This is a genomic window from Flavobacterium covae, from assembly GCF_001534645.1.
GTDB classification, from domain to species: domain Bacteria; phylum Bacteroidota; class Bacteroidia; order Flavobacteriales; family Flavobacteriaceae; genus Flavobacterium; species Flavobacterium covae.
This window is the reverse complement of sequence record NZ_CP013992.1, coordinates 949,351-970,752: the sequence shown is the minus strand read 5'-3', so window position 1 is coordinate 970,752 and position 21,402 is coordinate 949,351. Positions and strand designations below refer to the sequence as shown.

Sequence of the window (21,402 nt, the reverse complement as noted above, 5' to 3'; positions counted from 1 at the left end):
TCTTTTAATTTTCATTTTTATATAGTGAGACAGAATTTATACAATAACGTAATCCACTAGGTTCTGGTCCATCAGGAAAAACATGTCCCAAATGACTATCACATATATTACACATTACCTCTACCCTAATCATTCCGTAAGAACTATCTTTTATATATTGAATAACATTTTCTTTAATTGGCTGGGTAAAACTAGGCCATCCTGTTCCTGAATCAAATTTTTCTGAGGAATCAAAAAGAGGTGTATTACAACAAATACAACTATACACACCCGGTTGATATTGAGTACAATGTTCACCCGAAAAACGAGCTTCTGTACCTTTTTTTCTCGTAATATAAAATTGCTCTTGGGTTAGTATTTCTTTCCATTCATCATCTGTTTTTTTAATTCTTATATCTGGAGTTAAGTTTCCTTTTGTAGCAAATCGAATTACATCTGTCCAATTTAATTCTTTGTTTCTCATAACTCTTTTATTTTTGTTTTATTATACAAAGTTACGATTAAGTAACTTTAAAAGAATTGTTCATTTTTCCTTAAAACTGGTAAATAATTCCCGTTTCTTTAAAAACCATTTATACCATTTAAACTTTGAAATTTCCTCATAATATTTTTTTAACCTTGAGAGTGTCCAAAAAGTTTGTAATCTTTCATTTCGACCAGAGGGAGATTCCTTGATTCTACAAAAGCAATAAAAATTAGTATTGGTTCTCGATGTGCTTCGCGCTCGAACTAACGATGATTTCAATGATATACTCAACCCTTTGTTCGAGCTGTTTTAAAAATAAAAAAAACATATTGTATGCTTCTTAGATTATCTTTAAATCTGTTTTTATATACCTATATTATTTTTAAACAATTATAACTGCATATCTTAATTAAAAAGAATATTAGTTTTATTATTTGATTTCATTTTTTCTTTGTCCGTTAGATAAAATAAATAAACAGTATAAAAAAATTGGATAATCTATATTTTTCTAACATAAAAATCGTAAGACATTTTTTAGAACAAAATAGACCTAACAATCTTAGGTTTTCAACCAATACGCAAACCGTTTATTACTTTTTGATCTGTAGATAGCAATACGACATCATTATTTTCTCCTAGGGTTCCAAGAATCAAACATTCACTCATAAACTTGCCTATTTGTTTTTCAGGAAAATTTATAACAGCTATAATTTGCTTACTAATCAATTCTTCTTTTGAATATCGTTTTGTTATTTGAGCCGAAGTTTTTTTGATCCCTAATTGACTTCCAAAATCAATTGTTAGTTGATAGGCGGGCTTGTGTGCTTCAGGAAAATCATCTACGGTAATTATTGTTCCAACCCTCATTTCTACTCGTTCAAAATCAGACCAAGAAATTTTCATATTTATTATTTTTAATGATTATTTGATGTATAAAAAAAGTCCCGAGAAATCGGGACTTCTAATTTATTAAAAAATGTCTGACACTAAGCATTTATTTCTGCATGTCTTTTTTCTATTTCTTCTTTATCTTTTTTAGATAAAGTATCTACTAACACTGGTGTTGCAATGAATAATGAAGAATAAGTACCTACAATAATACCTATTAACATAGCAAAGATAAATCCTCTAATAGACTCTCCACCAAACACGAACATAATAGCTAATACTAGAATCATGGTTAATGATGTATTGATTGTTCTTGATAAAGTGGTGTTAATAGATTCATTTACAATATGATTAAAGTTACCTTTTAAGTTACCTGCTAAGAACTCACGAATACGGTCAAATACAATTACGGTATCATTCATTGAGTACCCAATAACTGTTAGGATAGCTGCAATAAAATGCTGATCCATTTCCATGTGGAAAGGCATAAACTTATAACATATAGAATAAATACCTAATACAAAAATTACGTCGTGTGCTACTGCTGCTACTGCTCCTAGTGAATATCCTAATTTACGGAATGAAATTACTAAGTACAGTCCTACTACTAACATTGCTCCGATAACTGCCCAAAAAGAGTTTGTTTTGATATCGTTAGAAATAGCAGCACCTACTTTTGAACCTGATAATACTGCTATTTTTTTACCATCTGTTAGGGTAATAAATGTTTTATAATCCATACCAGGGAAATATTTAGATAATCCTTGGTATAATAATTTATTAACTTCTTCGTCTACAGCTACACCTTCTTCTTCAATTTTGTATTTAGTTGTAATTCTTAATTGATCTGAATCACCAAATACTTTTGCTTCAGCAGGTACACCAAATACTTTTCCTAATTCCTCTGATACTACAGCAGCATCAACTGGTTTTTCAAATTTTACTTGAAAAGTTCTACCTCCAACAAAGTCTACACCTTGATCTAAACCATTTATAAAGAAAATTGAAACTAAACTGATTACAGTTACCACTAATGAGAAACCATACGTGAATTTTTTAATTTTTAAGAAATCGAAATGGTATCCTGTAAACCAATTTTTAGACCAATCTGTAGTAAATGATAAAGTAATGTTTTTAGCTACCGCTCTGTCTAAGAATATTCTTGTGATAAAAATAGATGTAAATAATGAAGTTACGATACCTATTAATAAAGTAGTGGCAAAACCTTTAATAGGACCTGTTCCAAAGGTATATAAAATAGCACCTGTTAAAACGTGTGTTACGTTTGCATCAATAATAGAACGCATAGCTCCAGTCCAAGAGAATGATTTTTGTACAGCTTCTCCTAAATTTAAACCGTGTCTCAACTCTTCCTTTGCTCTTTCATAAATAATGATATTAGCGTCTACTGCAGTACCTAACGTTAGTACGATACCTGCAATACCTGGTAATGTTAATACAGCACCTAAACTTGCTAAAATACCAAATAGGAATAATAAATTAACTACTAATGCTATATTTGCATAAGTACCTGATTTACCATAATATACCCACATCCATAACATTACAGCTAATAAACCTACAATAGCTGACATAGTACCATTATCAATTGCTTTTTGACCTAAAGAGGGACCTACTACTTCTGATTGAACGATTTCAGCTGCTGCTGGTAATTTACCAGCACGTAAAACATTAGCTAAATCTTTTGTTTCATCAATTTTAAAAGTTCCAGAAATTTCAGAACGACCACCTGCAATAGGACCTGAAGTTACACCTGGTGCAGAATAAACTACATCATCTAAAACAATTGCAATTGCATTTTTTTGAGAAAACACTCTACCTGTTAGTTCTTCCCAAATTTTAGCTCCTTTTCCATTCATTTGCATAGAAACAGCTGGTTTACCCATTTGATCAAAAGTATCTGCTGCATCTATTAAAACACTTCCACTCATTGGAGGAGTATTAGTTCTATTACCTTTAATAGCATAGACCTCAACTGCTTCTGCTTCGTCATCTTTTGCTTTTCCGTATAAGAACTTAACATCTGTTAGATTAGCGGGTAACAAAGCTTTTATATCAGTTCTTCTCAAATAAGCATTAACTACCGCTGTATCTTTAGTTGCAATCATACCTATAATAGAACCTCCTTGCTGTAACGGCATTAATTTATCAAACAATGGATTGTTTCCTTTTGTATTATTTGTAGAATCTTTTGATTTATCAACTAATAAATCGTTTACTTTAGAAGAAGATTTAGTTTCTTTAACAACTGGCTCTACTTTTTCTGTTTTCTTTAAAGCTTCATTAACAGTCATTAAATAAGAAGCAACTTCCTCCATTTTATACGTTTCCCAAAACTCTAATTGAGCGGTAGAAGATAATAATTTTTTAGCGCGATCTACGTCTTTAGCTCCTGGTAATTCTACTAAAATACGTCCTGTATTTCCTAATTTAACAATATTAGGTTGTGTTACACCAAATTTATCTATACGTTCACGTAATACTCCAAATGCACTTTGTACAGACTCATCAACTTTTTTAGCAATTACAGCTTTCACTTGTGAATCTGACATATTAAAGTTGATTTCATCAGCTAAATTTCTATTTCCAAAAACATCAGGAGAAGCCAATTTAGTTCCTGAGCCAGCTGAAGCTTTTTCAAATGCTTCGAAAAAAGCATCTAGAAAAGATTGATTTCCTTGTTGGTTTTTCTTTGCTTCTGCTAAAGCTTTATTAAATATGGCATTTGATGTATTATTAGCTAAACCTTTTAATACATCTTTCACAGAAATTTGCAAGGTAACATTAATACCTCCTTCTAAGTCTAAACCTTTGTTAATTTGCTTATCAGCTACTTCATTGTAAGTGAAATCAGTAAACCCTAAACTAAAAACTTTTTGTTTACCAATTGAATCAAGATACTTAATCTCCTTTTCTTGATTTCCATTTGCAAATGCTTTTGCATCACTTTTAACTTTATTGGCTACAAAAGTGAAAGTAAGCTGGTAAATACTTACTAAAGCAAAGATGATTGCAAAAAACTTAATGAGTCCTCTATTCTGCATTCTTTGTAAAAAATTAATTAATTTGTTCTACGTTAGTTTTTGGTTAATAAAAGACTCCTAAACACAATAGGAGTATTTACTAGAACTTGCAAATATATAATTCTGAATACGATAAACCAATTAATTTAAGAAAATTATATCAAAAAAAAGACTGTTTTAAAAAAACAGTCTTTTAATAAAATTAAAATTCTTTTCATAATAATTCTGAAAGAGTATCATTCATGCCACGAACTGCCAATGAAGATTTCACAAACAATTCGCTCTCTTGATTATCTAATTTTATATCTATTATTTCTTCTACTCCATTACTTCCTATTATACAAGGAACTCCTATACATATATCATCTTGACCATACTCACCTTCTAAATATGTTGAACAAGCAATCATTTTTTTCTGATTATTTAGGATAGAATCTACCAAATAGGCTACTGAAGCTCCTGGTGCATACCAAGCTGATGTACCTAATAGAGACGTAAGAGTAGCACCTCCTACCATTGTATCCTTAGCTATTTTAGTCAATTGTTCTTCTGATAAAAACTGTGATACTGGAATTCCATTATAAGATGCTAAACGCGTCAATGGAATCATCGTGGTATCTCCATGACCTCCAATAACCATAGCTGCAATATCATTAGTTGGTTTATCTAAAGCTAGAGCTAAATATGTTTTAAATCGTGCACTATCTAAAGCTCCTCCCATTCCTATCACTCTATTTTTAGGAATTCCTAAAGTTTTGTAAGTTAAATAAGTCATTGTATCCATAGGATTTGAAACAATAACAAAAATTGCATTAGGTGAATAAGCAAGAAGATTTTCAGCAACTGATTTTACAATTCCTGCATTAATCCCTATTAATTCTTCTCTTGTCATTCCTGGCTTTCTTGGAACTCCAGAAGTGATAACTACTACATGACTATTAGCTGTCTTAGAATAATCATTCGTTACGCCTATTAATTTAGTATTAAATCCTGTATTAGTTGCACATTGTGATATATCTAATGCTTTTCCTTCTGCAAATCCTTCTCTAATATCTAATAAAACCACCTCGCTAGCAATACCTCTATAAGCCATAACGTCTGCACAGGTAGCTCCAACATTACCTGCTCCTACAATTGATACTTTCATAATAAACTATCTTTTTTTGTTAAATTTTATTTTATTTTTTTAAGCTGTTTTAAGTAATTAGCTTCTTTCGAATATACGAAAAAATACAATATCAATTCATTAATAGGAAAATTTATACAAATAAAAAAGACTGGTGTTTTATTCCAGTCTTTCTATATCTTTTTTTATACTTTATAAATTATGCATCAATATTAGCATAAATAGCATTCTTTTCAATAAATTCTCTACGAGGAGGAACTTCATCTCCCATTAACATAGAGAACACTCTATCAGCCTCTGTTAAGCTGTCAATCGTTACTTGACGCAATGTTCTGTATTCAGGATTTAATGTTGTTTCCCACAACTGTTCAGCATTCATCTCTCCAAGACCTTTATAACGTTGAATATTTGCACCACCGCCCATTCTTTCATTAATCGCGTCACGCATTTTCTCATCCCAAGCATATTCTTTTTTATTTCCTTTTTTAACTAAATATAAAGGAGGAGTGGCAATATAAACATGTCCTTCTTCTATTAATTCTTTCATAAAACGGAAGAAGAAAGTCAAAATAAGTGTAGAAATATGACTACCATCAATATCAGCATCACACATGATTACTACTTTATGATAACGAAGTTTTTCAAGATTCAATGCTTTACTATCATCGGCAGTCCCCACTGTTACTCCCAAAGCAGTAAAAATATTACGAATTTCTTCGTTTTCAAACACTTTATGATGCATTGCTTTTTCTACATTCAAAATCTTACCTCGAAGTGGTAAAATCGCTTGAAAATTACGGTCACGTCCTTGTTTAGCCGTTCCACCCGCCGAGTCCCCCTCGACAAGGAATATTTCACATTTTGTTGGATCTTGCTCGGAACAGTCTGATAATTTACCTGGTAATCCACCACCGCCCATTACGGTTTTGCGTTGCACCATTTCACGTGCTTTTTTAGCTGCGTGACGTGCTTGTGCTGCAAGGATTACTTTTTGAACAATGATTTTAGCATCATTAGGATTTTCTTCCAAGTAATTTTCTAACATCTCAGCTACTGCTTGGGATACTGGAGAAACTACTTCTCTATTTCCTAATTTTGTTTTTGTTTGACCTTCAAACTGTGGTTCAGCAACTTTTACCGAAATAATAGCTGTCAAACCTTCACGGAAGTCGTCACCAGAAATCTCAAATTTCAACTTATCTAATAAACCCGAAGCATCTGCATATTTTTTCAACGTACGAGTTAACCCCATACGGAAACCTTGTAAATGTGTACCTCCTTCGTGTGTATTGATATTATTTACGTACGAGAATATATTTTCTGAATAGCTATCATTATAAATTAAAGCTACTTCAACCGGAATTTCTCCTTTGTCATTTTCCATTGAAATCACATGACCAATAATAGGCACACGATTACCATCAAGAAACTTAACAAACTCTTTTAAACCTTCTTTAGAATGGAAAGTTTCACCTAAAAAGTTACCGTCTTTATCTTTTTCTCGTTTATCCGTAAGCGTTATTGTAATTCCTTTATTTAAAAATGCCAACTCACGCATACGAGCTGCAAGCGTATCATAAGAGTACTCCAAAGTTTGTTGAAAAATTGTTCCATCAGGTTTAAACCAAACGGTGGTACCTCTTTTTTCCGTAGTTCCTATTTGCTTTACAGGATATTGCGCTTTACCTCTTTCATATTCCTGTTCGTAAATTTTACCATCGCGATAAACTGTCGCTTTTAAATGGTCAGAAAGTGCATTAACACACGACACCCCAACCCCGTGAAGACCACCAGAAACTTTATAAGAATCTTTATCAAATTTACCTCCAGCACCAATTTTAGTCATTACAACCTCAAGTGCGGAAACGCCTTCTTTTTTATGAATATCTACTGGAATACCACGACCATTATCTTCAACAGTAATTGAATTATCTTCGTTAATTGTTACAAAAATAGTATCACAGTGTCCTGCTAAAGCCTCATCAATTGAGTTGTCTACTACCTCATATACTAAATGATGTAGACCTCTAACTCCAGTATCTCCAATATACATGGATGGGCGCATACGCACGTGTTCCATTCCTTCTAACGCCTGAATACTGTCAGCAGAATAATTATTCTTTTTAACTTCTTCGCTCATAATATCTTTTTCGTGTAATTATATTCTTTTGTCAAACACGCAAATATAGTGAAATACTGCTTTTTAAAATTACAAAATCGTTTAAAACCTTTTTAGTTTATTAACATTAAAGCGTTAACAAAGAGATCATTCTTTAAATCAACCAAAAACAGCCTTAAATCATATTTTCTTTATTTTTTAGAAAATGTTAAAATTAAAATCTTATAAAAAACCTTTTAAAATCCCTCTATTTACCTTTTTATACATTAAAGTCAAATTATGGGATAGATATTAATTCTTTTTTGTAATAAAAGCCAATACGTAATTTAAATTAAAATTTAAAACCTCAAAAGAAAAACTATTGAGGTTTATACTTTCTATTGAATTGATAAGAAAGTCAATCAGAACACAAAATCATTTTATTTATTTTTCATACGCATCATCATGTACTTTTGCCACAGCACGTCCTGAAGGATCGTTTAGTTTTTTAAAAGCTTCGTCCCACTCTAATGCTATTTTTGTACTACATGCCACACTAGCTTCTTGTGGCACGCATAATGCTGCTGTATCACTTGAATAATGTTCAGTAAAAATGGTACGATAATAATACTCTTCTTTATTCATTGGCGTTTGAATTGGGAATCTGAATTTAGCATTTGCTAATTGTTCATCTGAGACTTCTTTGTTTACAATTTCTTTCAATGTATCAATCCAACTGTACCCCACTCCATCGCTAAATTGTTCCTTTTGACGCCAAGCTACGCTTTCTGGCAACATATCTTCGAAAGCTTTACGTAAAACCCATTTTTCCATACGTTCTCCATTAATCATTTTATCTTGGGGGTTAATTCTCATAGCCACGTCCATAAATTCCTTATCTAAGAAAGGAACACGCCCTTCAATTCCCCATGCCGCTAAACTTTTATTAGCTCTTAAACAATCGTACATGTGGAGTTTACTTAATTTACGAACCGTTTCTTCGTGAAATTCTTTCGCATTAGGTGCCTTATGGAAATATAAATAGCCACCAAATAACTCATCAGAACCTTCTCCAGAAAGCACCATTTTAATCCCCATAGATTTAATTACACGAGCCATTAAATACATTGGCGTACTGGCACGTACCGTAGTAACATCATAGGTTTCTAAATTATAAATCACATCACGAATAGCATCCAAACCTTCTTGAATAGTAAATTTAATTTCATGGTGAATCGTTCCTAAATGATCAGCCACTTTTTGAGCCGCAGCTAGATCTGGAGAACCTTCTAAACCTACAGCAAAGGAATGTAATTGTGGATACCAAGCTTCCGATTTATCATCAGTTTCAATACGACGACTCGCATACTTTTTAGCGATAGCCGAAGTAATGGAAGAATCCAATCCGCCAGAAAGTAATACTCCATAAGGTACATCACTCATCAACTGACGATGTACAGCTGCTTCTAAAGCTTCACGTATGGCCTGAATACTCGTTTCATTCTCTTTTACTGCCTCGTACTCTGTCCATTCTCTATCATACCATTTTACCAACTGACCGTCTTTACTATGTAAATAATGCCCTGGCGGGAATAATTCGATTTTAGAACAATATCCTTCTAAAGCTTTTAATTCAGAGGCAACATAAAAAGTTCCGTGTTTGTCCCAACCGATATACAATGGAATAATTCCGATATGGTCTCTAGCAATGAAATATTCGTCTTTTTCAACATCGTACAATGCAAAACCAAAAATTCCATTCATTTCATCCACAAATGTAGGTCCTTTTTCTTGGTACAATGCTAAAATAACTTCACAGTCGCTTTGAGTTTGAAACTCATATTTACCCTCAAATTGTTTACGCAATTCACGGTGGTTGTATATTTCGCCGTTTGCAGCTAAAACGAATTTTTGATCAGGACTAAAAAGAGGTTGCTTTCCAGAAGCTGGATCTACAATTGCTAAACGCTCATGCGCTAAAATAGCTTTGTCATTAGAAAAAATCCCACTCCAATCCGGTCCGCGATGACGTATAATTTTTGCCATCTCTAACACTTGAGGTCTTAAAGTTTCTGTTTTTTGTTTTAAATCAAAGGCACATACAATTCCACACATAGTATATTTTAGTTTTTAATTACCTGAATCCAGATTTGATTAATAATATATTTATGAAGCAAAATTGATGTATTTAATTTTAATTTTAAACCATAAACAATGTTTTAATTATATTTTCAAACAAAAAACACAATATAACAAACAAAAAAAAACAAAAGCATATTATTACATAATTAAAACTTAAAATCTGTAATTTATTTAATATTTAAAAGTACTATTTAATAGGTCTATTCTATTTTTTTACTCTGATAAGCTATTAAAAAAAGACAAAAATAAATGATATAATAAAACTGAAGATGCTTTATTAATCAAGTTTAATTAAGAAGTTAAATAGTATTTTTATTACTTCTATTAACATTTATTTCCAGCCGTATTAAAAGTAATAATTTGAAAATTCTTTTATAGTTATTTTAAAAAAAGAGGGTGTCTAAAAAGTCAAAACTCAACGTTTAACATATCACTTAAATGACAGGATAAATCACATTTTCAGCATTATATAATTTTCTTTTCCTTGTTTCCTTCGTTCAAACCTCCCTTTCATAGAAATGAGAGATTGCGACCTTTTCGGACAGCCTCTTTTAAGATAATATTTTATTCTTGCATTTTTTTATTTTTTTCAAAGAGAAGTTTAATATTTTCGTAAGAATTAGTTAATGCTTCGTCTATTTGATTAGGATTAAGCCAAGCTACCTTTTCAATACCTTCTTCTAATTGTCCTACTAATAAGCCTTCATAATCGGTCTGCATTTCATACCATTGAGTAATTTTCAACCTATACTTACCATTTCTTCTAAAAATATGGTATGTCTTTTGAAGTTTTTTAGTAATTCTAAGATTTGTAACCCCTGTTTCTTCTTCAACTTCACGAATAGCTGTTTCTTCTATTTCCTCTCCTTTATCAATCCCACCTTTAGGTAAATCCCATTTTCCTCCTCGATAAATAAAAAGAACTTCTCCTTTATTATTATATACTAAACCTCCTCCTGCAAAATTTACTTTTATCTTAGATTTTAAAGTATTAAGAATTTCTTTTTCATCAGGATGATACAAATAGGCCTTTTGAATTTTGTTTTGAAAATAGCTCACAATAAGCTGTTCGATGTCAATACTTTCAAGCAAAAAAAACTTGAAATCAGTTTCCTTAACAAATTGATTTGTCAGGAAAAGTGGTTTGTCGTTCACAAAAACTTTATACATTTGCAGTATGATTTTTAATAAAGATACAGCGAGTAAAACTGCCGAATTGCTTTTACAAATAAATGCAATTAAATTGAATTCTAAAAATCCTTTTACATGGGCCTCTGGTTGGAAATCGCCAATTTACTGTGATAATAGGATATTACTTTCGTTCCCGGCAATACGAAATTATGTAAAAGATGAATTTGCAAAGAACATTGAGAAACAATTTGGTAAACCTGATGTAATTGCAGGGGTAGCTACAGGTGCTATAGGTATAGGTATATTGGTAGCACAAGAATTGGGACTCCCTTTTGTATATGTACGCCCTGAACCTAAAAAACATGGTCGTAAAAATCAAGTGGAAGGTTTTTTACAAAAAGGTCAAAATGTGGTAGTAGTTGAAGATTTGATCAGTACAGGAAATAGTAGTTTATTAGCTGTAGAAGCTTTACGCAATGAAGGTGCTAATATTAAAGGAATGGCTGCTATTTTTACTTATGGTTTTCCAATTGCTCAAGAAAGTTTTAAAAATGCAAATGTAGACTTGTTTACCTTGAGTAACTATGAAAATCTTTTAGAATTAGCTGTAATAAAAGAGTATATTACAGAAAAAGAACATGAATTACTTATAGATTGGAAAAAAAATCCAGCTGAATGGAATATTAACATATAATATCTAAAAAAAATCAAGTATGAATTTAGAAAGCCCAAAAGTAACAGTAGCAAAATCTGCAGAATATATATTTAAAGAATTATCTGAGGTTAAAAATTTTGAAAAATTAATGCCTGAAAATACGGCTAAATTTGAGGTAATTGATGAAAATTGCTTTGAATTTGGTTTAAAGGGTATGCCTGAAATTAAATTAGTTAAAAAAGAATCTGTACCTACTTCAAAGATTGTTTTAGGAGCTGCTTCTAGCAAATTACCTTTTACATTAACCGCTAATATAAATGAAACGGCTGTTGACTCTACAGACATCCAATTAATATTTGAAGGTGAATTTAATGCTATGATGGCAATGATGATAAAAGCACCTATTACTAAATTTATCGAAACATTAGCTCAAAATATGAGTAAATTATAATTTTTGACAATAATACAAGGGGTGTCTAAAAATTAGTAACTTAATGTCTAGTTTGTCACTTTGACAACAAGAAAAGTAACAAATTTGTTTCATCTTTTCAATTCGTTCGAGCCTTCCTTTGATCGAAATGATAAGATCAGAATCTTTTAGTTCACCCTCTTTTTTTAAATTTTATTTAAAATTTTAATAATCAAACTCTTATTTTTTTGAGGATATTTAAAAAAAAATATATTTCGCAGCATTAACTTATAACTTTTCATTACCTTTGCGCCCAATTTAAAAATAAGTAATGAATAAATTTGAACAATTAGGTCTTAATGAATCGCTAGTGCTGGCGATTAAAGATCTAGGATTTGAAAATCCCTCTGAAGTACAAGAAAAAGCGATTCCTCTATTATTAGAGCAAGATACCGACATTGTTGCATTGGCGCAAACTGGTACTGGAAAAACAGCTGCATTTGGTTTCCCTCTTATTCAAAAGATTAATGCAGAAGACAAAACAACTCAAGCATTAATTTTATCGCCTACACGTGAATTATGTTTGCAAATCACAAATGAAATTAAACTTTATTCTAAGTACATTAAGGGTTTACATACCGTGGCAGTATATGGTGGTGCAAGCATTAATGAACAGGCAAGAGAAGTAAAAAGAGGTGCGCAAATTATTGTAGCTACTCCTGGACGTATGCAAGATATGATTAACCGTGGAATGGTTAACATAAAAAACATTTCAATCTGTGTATTAGATGAAGCAGATGAAATGTTAAATATGGGATTCTATGATGACATCTGTTCTATTTTAGCGGATACTCCAGAAGACAAAAACACTTGGTTGTTTTCGGCTACTATGCCAGCTGAAGTAGCAAGAATTGCCAAACAGTTCATGCACACTCCACAAGAAATTACAGTAGGACATAAAAACCAAGGTTCAACTAATGTATCTCATGAGTTTTATTTAGTTAATGCTCGTGATCGTTATGCTGCTCTAAAGCGTTTAGCAGATGCTAATCCTGATATTTTTTCTGTTATCTTTTGTAGAACCAAAAGAGATACACAAGCAATTGCTGAAAAATTAATCGAAGATGGTTATAATGCTGCTGCTTTACATGGTGATTTATCGCAAGCACAACGCGATGCTGTTATGAAAGCATTCCGTAGTCGTCAGATTCAAATGTTAGTAGCTACTGACGTTGCAGCTCGTGGTATAGATGTAGATGATGTAACTCACGTAATTAACTATCAATTACCTGATGAAATTGAAACCTATACTCATCGTTCTGGTCGTACTGGTCGTGCTGGAAAATCAGGTACTTCAATGGTTATTATAACGAAAAGTGAACTTCGTAAGATTAATCAAATTGAGCGAATCATCAAAACTAAATTTGAAGAAAGACCAATTCCTAATGGAATTGAAATTTGTGAAATCCAATTATATCACTTAGCCAACAAAATAAAGGATGTAGAGGTAGACCATGAAATAGATACTTACCTACCCGCTATTTATGACGTTCTTCAAGATTTAACTAAAGAAGAATTAATTAAAAAAATGGTATCGGTAGAGTTCAATCGTTTCTTGTCTTACTATAAAAAATCACGTGATTTACATCAAGAGTCTTCAGGTGCTAAGGCAACTATCCCTACAGAAGGTGCTGTTCGTTACTTCATTAACATTGGAGCTCGTGATGGTTTTGAATGGATGGAATTAAAGGATTTCTTAAAAGAAAAACTAGAATTAGGTCGTGATGACGTATTTAAAGTAGATGTAAAAGAAGGTTTCTCGTTCTTTAATACAGATGCTGAGCATGTAGATTTAGTTATGAACACTTTAAACGGCATTACCTTAGAAGGCAGACGTATAAACGTAGAAATATCTAAAAACGATGGTTCTTCTAACAGCAAACGTCGTGATCATGGCGGTAGAGGAGGAAAACGCGAAGGAACAGATCGTAGAGAAAGACGCGGAGAAGGTGCTCCTAAAGGCGAAAGACGTGATGGAGGTAGAAAATCTGACAGAAGAAACTCTTCTGATGATAGAGCTCCTAAAAACGAAAGACGTCCTCGACGTTCCGATTCTTCTTCATCTGATCGTAGAAGTCGTAGAAGCTAATTATTTTTTAAAACTACAGTATATAAAAAGTTGTTCAAAAATTGAACAGCTTTTTATTTTTTAAATAATTCTTTTAATAAATATTATACTTGAATAATAACCTAAAGGAATAATAATTATTTTACTTGAATAAGAATAATTGCTATTCTTTACTTTACACAAAATATATGCACGATTTTATATACGATCAAAATTTTAATCATATTACATACGGTCTTTATGAGCTTACTAATAAAGAATTTGAAAACTGTACATTCATAGATTGTGATTTTACACAAGCCTTTTTTACGGGAACTATCTTTGTAGATTGTAATTTTAAAAATTGTAATTTCAAGGAAGCAAAAATAGGTCATGTAGGTTTACGAAATGTGTTATTTGTGGATAGTAATTTTACAAATGTAAATTTTGCTATGACTGATCAAGTTATTTATGAGTTTCATTTTACAAATTGTCTTTTAGATTATGCTCAATTTTATAAACTAAAACTTAAAAAAATTCAATTCACAAATTGCAGTATGGTTTCGGTAGATTTTATGGAAAGTGACCTTACGGAGGCTTTATTTGACAACTGTAATCTTCGATTAGCCGTTTTTTCAAATACAAATCTTACAAAATCTGATTTTTATTCCAGTCATAATTTTTCAATTAATCCTGAAAAGAATCAATTAAAAAAAGCTATTTTTTCTCAAGAAAACATAAAAGGCTTATTAGATCAGTATGAGATTATAATTAAGTAAGTATTTTTTAGGTAAAAGTTCAAATAAAAATACATACCTCCTACTTCAATCTGATGTTTATAGAAAGTATAAACTAAAAAAAGTAAGAGGTAATATATAACAAATAAAGCTTATTTAAACTCGTTTATCACTTCGTTTAGCTCTAGACGTGATTTAGATCTTACATGAGGTTGGTTTCCATCTTTTTGATCTCTTTTTCCTATTGCTACTGCAAATAAAGGCTGATAATCTTTTAATCCTAATATTTTTTTATAAGCATCTGTTTCTATTCCTTCCATAGGAGTTGAATCAATTCCTAAACTGGCACAAGCTGATAAAAAATACCCTAATGATAAGTATACTTGATTTTTCATCCAAGATTTTATTTCTTCTTCTGGAAGAGGTTTTAAATATTGTTTGTAATACCCTGTTGCGCCTTCTGGTAATTTGTTTTCTATTTTTTTTTCAAATTTTTCTTCAAATTTTTGTACATCATCAATTACACTAAACACTACCGTATGGCTTGACTCTAAAACTCTTGAGGCATTAAAATAGGATGCTTCTGCCAAAAGTTTTTTTATCTCTGTATTTGATACAAATGTAAAATGCCAAGGTTGACTATTAATAGAGGATGGTGACAAGTTTAATATTGATTTTAATTTTTCAATCATTTCTAATGAAATTTTTTCATTAGGATCGTATTTTTTTGTAGTGTAGCGTTCTTTTGCTAATTCTAGAAAATTCATGTTTATTTATTTTAATTAAACTATACTTTTTATAGTTGCAAACATATTTATAGTTTTTTATATTTGCAATAACGGTCAAAAAGGATAGTAAAATGTATAAAATAGATCATAAAAAATTTCCTTGTAGCACGAGTCTAACTATGAATTTTATAGGAGGTAAATGGAAAGCTGTTATCTTAATTCATCTTTTTAATAAAAAAAGGTATAACGAGCTACGAAAAGAAATACCTATGATAACGGAGAGAACTCTTAGTTTACAGTTAAAAGAGTTAGAAGAAGATGGTTTGATATCTAGAACTGTTTTTACGAATAAAGCTCCTTTAAAGGTAGAATATGAACTTACAGAATTAGGTAAAACATTAATTCCTTTATTGAATGAAATTTCAAACTGGGGCAAATTTATTGCTGAAGAACACTTACGTATAAAAACAGAGCCTTGCACAACAATTCTTAAATCTTAATTCTACCATCTTCCATGGTTATAATACGGTGTGTACGATTAGCAAAATCAGGATCATGTGTTACAATTAATAGGGTTTGATTGAATTCTTCAGCTAATTGATTAAAAATATCAAAGACGATATCACTATTTTTTTTATCTAGATTACCTGTTGGTTCATCACCCATGATTATAACAGGTTTATTGATAAGTGCTCTAGCAATTGCGACTCGTTGTTTTTGTCCACCACTTAATTGATTGGGCATTTTTAATGCTTGTTCGTGCATATCCAATGTACGCAAGTATTCCATTGCATTATATTCTATTTCCTCTTCTGAAAGTTTAGCTAACTTGAGTCCTGGAAGCATTACGTTTCGTAATACACTAAATTCATTAAGTAAATAATGAAATTGAAATACAAATCCTATTTTTTCATTTCTAATTTGAGCTAATTCTTTATCTGTTTTATCTGTAATTAGTTGTTTATCCATTAAAATTTGTCCTTCATAATCAGTATCCATAGTTGATAATAAATACAATAAAGTAGATTTTCCACAACCTGATTTTCCAACAATAGAAACGAATTGACCGTATTCTATTTGTAAATCAATTTCTTTAAGAACCTGTATACGTACAGGGTCATTAAAGTATTTTATTAGTTTTTTAGTTTCTAAAACAATATTATTCATTATTTTCCTCTAATAATTTCTACTGGATCAATTTTACTGGCTTTGAGTGCTGGAAACAGACCTGCTATAAAAGTAGTTAACAAAGCAAATGTAATTCCTATGATATAAAAAAGAGGGTTGTAATTAATTGGAAATGTTTTAACTGTAGGTAGAGCGGCTGTATTAAATGGAATTAGGTCTATAATGTTTGAAAAAACAAAACCTAAAAACAAACCTAAAACACCTCCTGTAATTCCAATAACCATAGATAACAATATAAAAATCCATTTCACATCATTTCCTGAAAAGCCTGTTGCTTTTAGAATTGCAATGCTATCCATCTTTTCAAAAATCATCATATTTAATATGTTATAGATTCCAAAACCTGCTACGATTAAAAGGACAACACCTACTGCATAGGATATAATACTTCTAATAGTAGTACCTGTTTCAAATTGTGAATTAGCTGTTTGATAATCTATTGTATCTGTTTCATATTTTATTTTATATTCTTTAGCTAAGACGGAGGCTTGTAAAATGTCATAAATTTTTACTTGAATATCAGTAATATAGTTTTTGGGAACACCTAAAATTTTTTGAGCCATGGACAAAGAGGTATAACTGGTTATATCATCTATATCTGCAATACCTATTTGAATAATTCCTACAATTTTCATAGAAGTTAAATTTCCTTTGGGTGTAGTAATTTTAAGAATATCTCCTTTTTTTAATAACATTTTATCAGATAAACCTTTCCCGATCACAATACTATTGTTTTGTTGTAAATCTTCTATTTTTCCTTCTATCATATAATCATTAAGAGCAAATAATTTTTGTTCTACTAGAACATCAATACCGTTTACAACTCCAGAAATTTCTATTGTTCCAGAATTAAAAAAAACAGGTGTATTAATCTTGGCTGCCACATCATATACACGGCTATCTTGCTTTAAACTCTGAATAATTGACTTAGCATTGTAAATAGATTTTCCTCTATCTTTAGGTTTTATTGAATGAATGAAATTACTATGCTTTTTATATTCTTGATCAATAGTTACAGGTTGATTTTGAGAAGGTTTTATTTCGTTATACAAACGAACATGCGGTGTACGATTAATAATTAAACCATCTAACAAATCGTTCATTCCATACATAAAACTAACCAAAGTAATAAACATGGCAATTCCAAACATGACCCCTGCTCCTGCAATGATTGTTTGTTTGAGTCTAGAGCGCATTAAGTGTAGTGCTATAGAAAAAATTAATTTACAATTCATTACTCAGGTAAATAAATGATTTCATCTTCTTTTAATCCGCTCATTATTTCTACTTTTTGGTAATCTTTTAGTCCTGTTTTTATTTTTCTTTTTTCGTTTTCCTTCACCAAAACGTATTGTTCTTCTACTAAATAATTCCTTGGTATAGTGAGTATATTTTTACGTGTTTGGATAATAATATTTGCTTCAGCAGTTAAGTTAGGATATAGTTTTTGTGGTGATTTTACAAAATGGGCTTCTATTTTAAATGTTCGTGAACGCACATCCATAATGGGATAAATTTTAGTAACAGTAGCTTGAAAAATTTTACCTTTATAACTATCCATTGTAACCCTTATTTTTTGACCAACTTGCACGCGTACCATATCATTTTCATCTATATCTAACTCTAATATATAATTATCTTTTTTACCTACGATCGCTAGAGGTGTTTGTGGATTTACAACAGTTCCTTCTTTTACTAGAACATCAAATAGCTCGCCCGAAAAGGCACTTTTAACAGTAAAATCACTTTCTGTTTTTTGGCTTATTTTTAAGTTTATATTACTCCGATCTTGTTCATTTCGCAACTGATTTTTTAATTGAGATAATTGTTTTATAGCCGTTTCGTAGGCTAATTTAGAATTTTTATAGGCTAACTCTACCTTTTCAAAATCAACTTCCGAAATAGCGTTATACTCCTTAACATTTTTACTACGTTTGTAAAGTGATTCATCTAAAATTAATTTGTCCTTAGCACTTTGAATGCGTAATTCTGCTTCTGCTATTTTATCTTGGATATATCTCCCATTTTCTTGTGTGATTTCATACGATAAACGAGCATTTTCGGTGGCTAGATTAGCTTTTTCACTTTCTATTTGAAATAATGATTGTCCTTTTATAATAGGTTGTCCTGGTTTTACATTAATATATTGCAAAACACCTGTTACGGTACTAAAAACTATATATTGTTTGTCTGCCTTTACTACACCAGAAGCATAAACACTTTCTGTAACTGTTCCTTTTTCAGGTTTTATTTCTTTAGTTGCTTTTTTAGAGCAAGCAATAATAGAAAATAACGAAACCAGTAATATTTTTTTCATTTAAGGTAATTAAATTCGAATGAATAAATTTACGAATTTTATTAGTTTTTTATTAACCCAAACTAAGACTTTTCATTCTCTATTAAAAAAATAAGGCATATTATATATTCTTAAAGTGTATTAATAGAATTTAAAATCAGACAAACTTATATGGATAAAATTTCTTCTAAAAATAAGGTGAAAGTTTTTATATAATTAGTTTTTTACTTTGTAACCAAATTTACAAACCTTTTAAGATTGTTCACAAATCTAATTAGAGGTATTGATAATAAATTTATTTATTATTTCTTTACATAAAAAAAGTGTAATACCATTTTAACTTTGAAATTTCCTCATAATATTTTTTAACCTTGAGGCTGTCCAAAAAGTTTGTAATCTTTCATTTCGACCAGAGGGAGATTCCTTGATCCTACAAAAGCAATAAGAATTAGTGTTGGTTCTCGATGCGCTTTGGGCTCGAACTAACGATGATTTCAATTATACACTCAACCGTTTGTTCGAGTTGTTTTAAAATAAAAAAACAGATCAAGAATTTCACTTTTTAATCTAGTATATTTTAAGTTTAAATGGTATTAATTTCGGATAATAATCAATTGATATAAATAAAAAAAGAGTATTGAAAATGTTTTTTCAATACTCTTTTTTTAAAATTATTAATACTTATAATTTTACATCTCTCTAAAGATTGTGTGCATTAATCTTTTTTTATCATTAATACTTTCTTCTAAAGAAATCATGGTTTCTGTTCTATATACTCCATCAATATCATCAATCATGTAAATTACATCTTTAGCGTGTTTTGTATCTTTTGCTCTAATCTTACAAAAAATATTAAATTTTCCTGTTGTCACGTGAGCAACAGTTACAAATGGTATTTCATTAATTCTTTCTAAAACAAACTTGGTTTGTGATGTATTATTTAAAAATACTCCAACATAGGCAATAAACGAATAACCTAATTTTTCATAGTCTAATGTTAATGATGATCCTTGAATAATACCAGCATCCTCTAGTTTTTTAACACGTACATGGACAGTTCCTGCTGAAATTAAAAGTTTTTTTGCAATGTCTGTAAATGGTATTCTCGTATTATCAATTAACATATCAAGAATCTGATGATCAACCTCATCTAGTTTAAACTTACTCATATAATTATTTCTTTGTTTGTGTTTTTATTTTTTAGTTTTTGTTTAAATACGTCTAAAATATTACTTTTTAAGCACTCCATTTACAAAAATATTGTTAATGTTTACAGAAAAGTTAGTGTTTTTTTTTAGTTTGGGATAGTTCCCTAATTCATCTTGATATAACTCACCTTTTAAGTCGTAAACCTGATGTGCAAAACTTCTTTCTAGCTCTCCGATTTCTACGATCTCGGCTTCAAAATGAACCTTCTCATCAAGAAGGGTTTCTTTATAGTGGGATGCAAATTTAGTAATAATATCTAAAGAATCATCTTTTATTCTAACATTTTTATAAATAAAATCATAAAAAACAACTTTATTTTGCGGAATATTCAAATATTTGTTTAAATCTACTTTTGTCTTTTCTGAAGAAATAATACTTTCTAATGCTGTTATATAAGCTATAAAAATATATTTTCTTGTTTCTTCTCTTTCATAATCATTTTGGTAATGTCCTGCTTCAAATAAAATAGTGGGTACTCCTGAATATTGAAAATAATCGCCAATGCAATTTAAGTTAAAAGCATCATCAAATCTACCTATTTGGCTGGGTATATATTTTTGTAATTCGTTATTCATTGCTAAAATAACCTCTACCGCACGTAATCTACATTCATTATATTCACAAGCTTCATTAAAAGAAGGTGCCAAAAAAGAAACAGTTGCTGGCATACCTGAATCTCCTACTCCAAATATTGTTCGTTGATCGTGTAAATTAAAGCAATAATGAGGTTTAATTTTTTCAAAAACTTTACGTAAAATTTTTGATTCAGGTTGCGTTAAAGTTATAGAATCTCTATTCAAATCCACCTGATTTGCATTTTCTCTTGTATAGGCAAGTGCTCCGTCAGGATTAACTATAGGAATTATAAAAAAAGTACACGTTTTTGCTAACCTTTGAGCTAATGGTTCTTTTGAAGCTAAAAAGTTTAAAAAGTCAAACAATGCTTTAGTGGTTGTAGATTCATTTCCGTGCATTTGTGACCACATAAATATTTTTGTAGCTCCAGTTCCAAATTTAACAGAATAAATAGGACGTTCTTGAACAGATTGTCCCAATATTTCAATTTCAAAGTTTGAGTTTAATTGATCTAATATTGCTTCTAGGTGGGTATTGGTAATATAACGCCCTGAAATACTTTTTTCTTTATAATCCGAATAAAATTTCATTTGCTTTACTTG

18 protein-coding genes are annotated in these 21,402 nt (G+C 30.5%); 5 read left to right on the top strand and 13 right to left on the bottom strand.

Translation table 11 applies throughout. From position 1 onward, the window contains the following. Positions 1-4 precede the first annotated feature (4 nt). The 7 genes from msrB to AWN65_RS04250 form a co-directional block, all read right to left on the bottom strand. Positions 5-463: a peptide-methionine (R)-S-oxide reductase MsrB gene (gene msrB, locus AWN65_RS04280; protein ID WP_060382033.1), complete on the bottom strand. Its 459-nt coding sequence runs from the start codon at positions 461-463 to the stop codon at positions 5-7. 570 nt (positions 464-1,033) lie between these two features. Then, positions 1,034-1,369 carry a tRNA-binding protein gene (locus tag AWN65_RS04275; protein WP_060382032.1) on the bottom strand — a complete coding sequence of 112 codons (336 nt, stop codon included), beginning with the start codon at positions 1,367-1,369 and terminating at the stop codon, positions 1,034-1,036. Positions 1,370-1,452: 83 nt separating this feature from the next. Next, entirely contained in the window at positions 1,453-4,419 is a 2,967-nt protein-coding gene (gene secDF / locus AWN65_RS04270) for a protein translocase subunit SecDF (RefSeq protein WP_060382031.1), read from the bottom strand. A gap of 193 nt (positions 4,420-4,612) precedes the next feature. After that, on the bottom strand, positions 4,613-5,545 hold the full coding sequence (locus AWN65_RS04265; protein ID WP_060382030.1) for a malate dehydrogenase: 933 nt from the start codon (positions 5,543-5,545) through the stop codon (positions 4,613-4,615). 178 nt (positions 5,546-5,723) lie between these two features. Continuing rightward, positions 5,724-7,664 (bottom strand): DNA topoisomerase (ATP-hydrolyzing) subunit B, encoded by a 1,941-nt coding sequence (gene gyrB / locus AWN65_RS04260; RefSeq protein ID WP_060382029.1) that lies wholly within the window; start codon positions 7,662-7,664, stop codon positions 5,724-5,726. A 402-nt stretch (positions 7,665-8,066) separates the two neighbouring features. Beyond that, positions 8,067-9,737: an asparagine synthase B gene (gene asnB, locus AWN65_RS04255; RefSeq protein WP_060382028.1), complete on the bottom strand. Its 1,671-nt coding sequence runs from the start codon at positions 9,735-9,737 to the stop codon at positions 8,067-8,069. Positions 9,738-10,328: 591 nt separating this feature from the next. After that, entirely contained in the window at positions 10,329-10,934 is a 606-nt protein-coding gene (locus AWN65_RS04250) for an NUDIX hydrolase (protein ID WP_060382027.1), read from the bottom strand. A gap of 7 nt (positions 10,935-10,941) precedes the next feature. Between AWN65_RS04250 and pyrE the strand changes: the two genes are divergently transcribed. The 4 genes from pyrE to AWN65_RS04230 all read left to right on the top strand — a co-directional run bounded on the left by pyrE (position 10,942) and on the right by AWN65_RS04230 (position 14,845). Further along, positions 10,942-11,589, top strand: coding sequence for an orotate phosphoribosyltransferase (pyrE, locus tag AWN65_RS04245; RefSeq protein ID WP_060382026.1), 648 nt, complete (start codon positions 10,942-10,944; stop codon positions 11,587-11,589). A 19-nt stretch (positions 11,590-11,608) separates the two neighbouring features. Next, entirely contained in the window at positions 11,609-12,001 is a 393-nt protein-coding gene (locus AWN65_RS04240; RefSeq protein ID WP_060382025.1) for a hypothetical protein, read from the top strand. A 289-nt stretch (positions 12,002-12,290) separates the two neighbouring features. Beyond that, positions 12,291-14,108 (top strand): DEAD/DEAH box helicase, encoded by a 1,818-nt coding sequence (locus AWN65_RS04235; protein WP_060382024.1) that lies wholly within the window; start codon positions 12,291-12,293, stop codon positions 14,106-14,108. Between the two features lie 167 nt (positions 14,109-14,275). Then, on the top strand, positions 14,276-14,845 hold the full coding sequence (locus AWN65_RS04230; RefSeq protein ID WP_060382023.1) for a pentapeptide repeat-containing protein: 570 nt from the start codon (positions 14,276-14,278) through the stop codon (positions 14,843-14,845). Between the two features lie 110 nt (positions 14,846-14,955). On the opposite strand, the gene AWN65_RS04225 is transcribed toward AWN65_RS04230, so the two are convergent. Next, the gene (locus AWN65_RS04225) at positions 14,956-15,570 is read right to left on the bottom strand and encodes a nitroreductase family protein (protein ID WP_060382022.1); all 615 of its coding nucleotides are present in this window, start codon (positions 15,568-15,570) and stop codon (positions 14,956-14,958) included. 92 nt (positions 15,571-15,662) lie between these two features. Here AWN65_RS04225 and AWN65_RS04220 point away from each other — a divergent pair, with 92 nt between their 5' ends. Beyond that, positions 15,663-16,031 carry a winged helix-turn-helix transcriptional regulator gene (locus AWN65_RS04220; RefSeq protein WP_060382021.1) on the top strand — a complete coding sequence of 123 codons (369 nt, stop codon included), beginning with the start codon at positions 15,663-15,665 and terminating at the stop codon, positions 16,029-16,031. On the opposite strand, the gene AWN65_RS04215 is transcribed toward AWN65_RS04220, so the two are convergent. The 5 genes from AWN65_RS04215 to AWN65_RS04195 form a co-directional block, all read right to left on the bottom strand. Next, on the bottom strand, positions 16,021-16,698 hold the full coding sequence (locus tag AWN65_RS04215; protein ID WP_060382020.1) for an ABC transporter ATP-binding protein: 678 nt from the start codon (positions 16,696-16,698) through the stop codon (positions 16,021-16,023). The genes AWN65_RS04220 and AWN65_RS04215 overlap by 11 nt on opposite strands. Then, positions 16,698-17,954, bottom strand: a complete 1,257-nt coding sequence (locus AWN65_RS04210) for an ABC transporter permease (RefSeq protein ID WP_060382019.1) — start codon at positions 17,952-17,954, stop codon at positions 16,698-16,700. Before AWN65_RS04210 ends, AWN65_RS04215 begins: the two co-directional genes overlap by 1 nt. Continuing rightward, positions 17,954-19,036, bottom strand: coding sequence for an efflux RND transporter periplasmic adaptor subunit (locus AWN65_RS04205; protein ID WP_060382018.1), 1,083 nt, complete (start codon positions 19,034-19,036; stop codon positions 17,954-17,956). Before AWN65_RS04205 ends, AWN65_RS04210 begins: the two co-directional genes overlap by 1 nt. A gap of 668 nt (positions 19,037-19,704) precedes the next feature. Next, on the bottom strand, positions 19,705-20,184 hold the full coding sequence (locus tag AWN65_RS04200) for an Lrp/AsnC family transcriptional regulator (RefSeq protein ID WP_014165284.1): 480 nt from the start codon (positions 20,182-20,184) through the stop codon (positions 19,705-19,707). Positions 20,185-20,244: 60 nt separating this feature from the next. Then, positions 20,245-21,390 (bottom strand): M14 family metallopeptidase, encoded by a 1,146-nt coding sequence (locus tag AWN65_RS04195; protein WP_060382017.1) that lies wholly within the window; start codon positions 21,388-21,390, stop codon positions 20,245-20,247. Positions 21,391-21,402 lie beyond the last annotated feature (12 nt).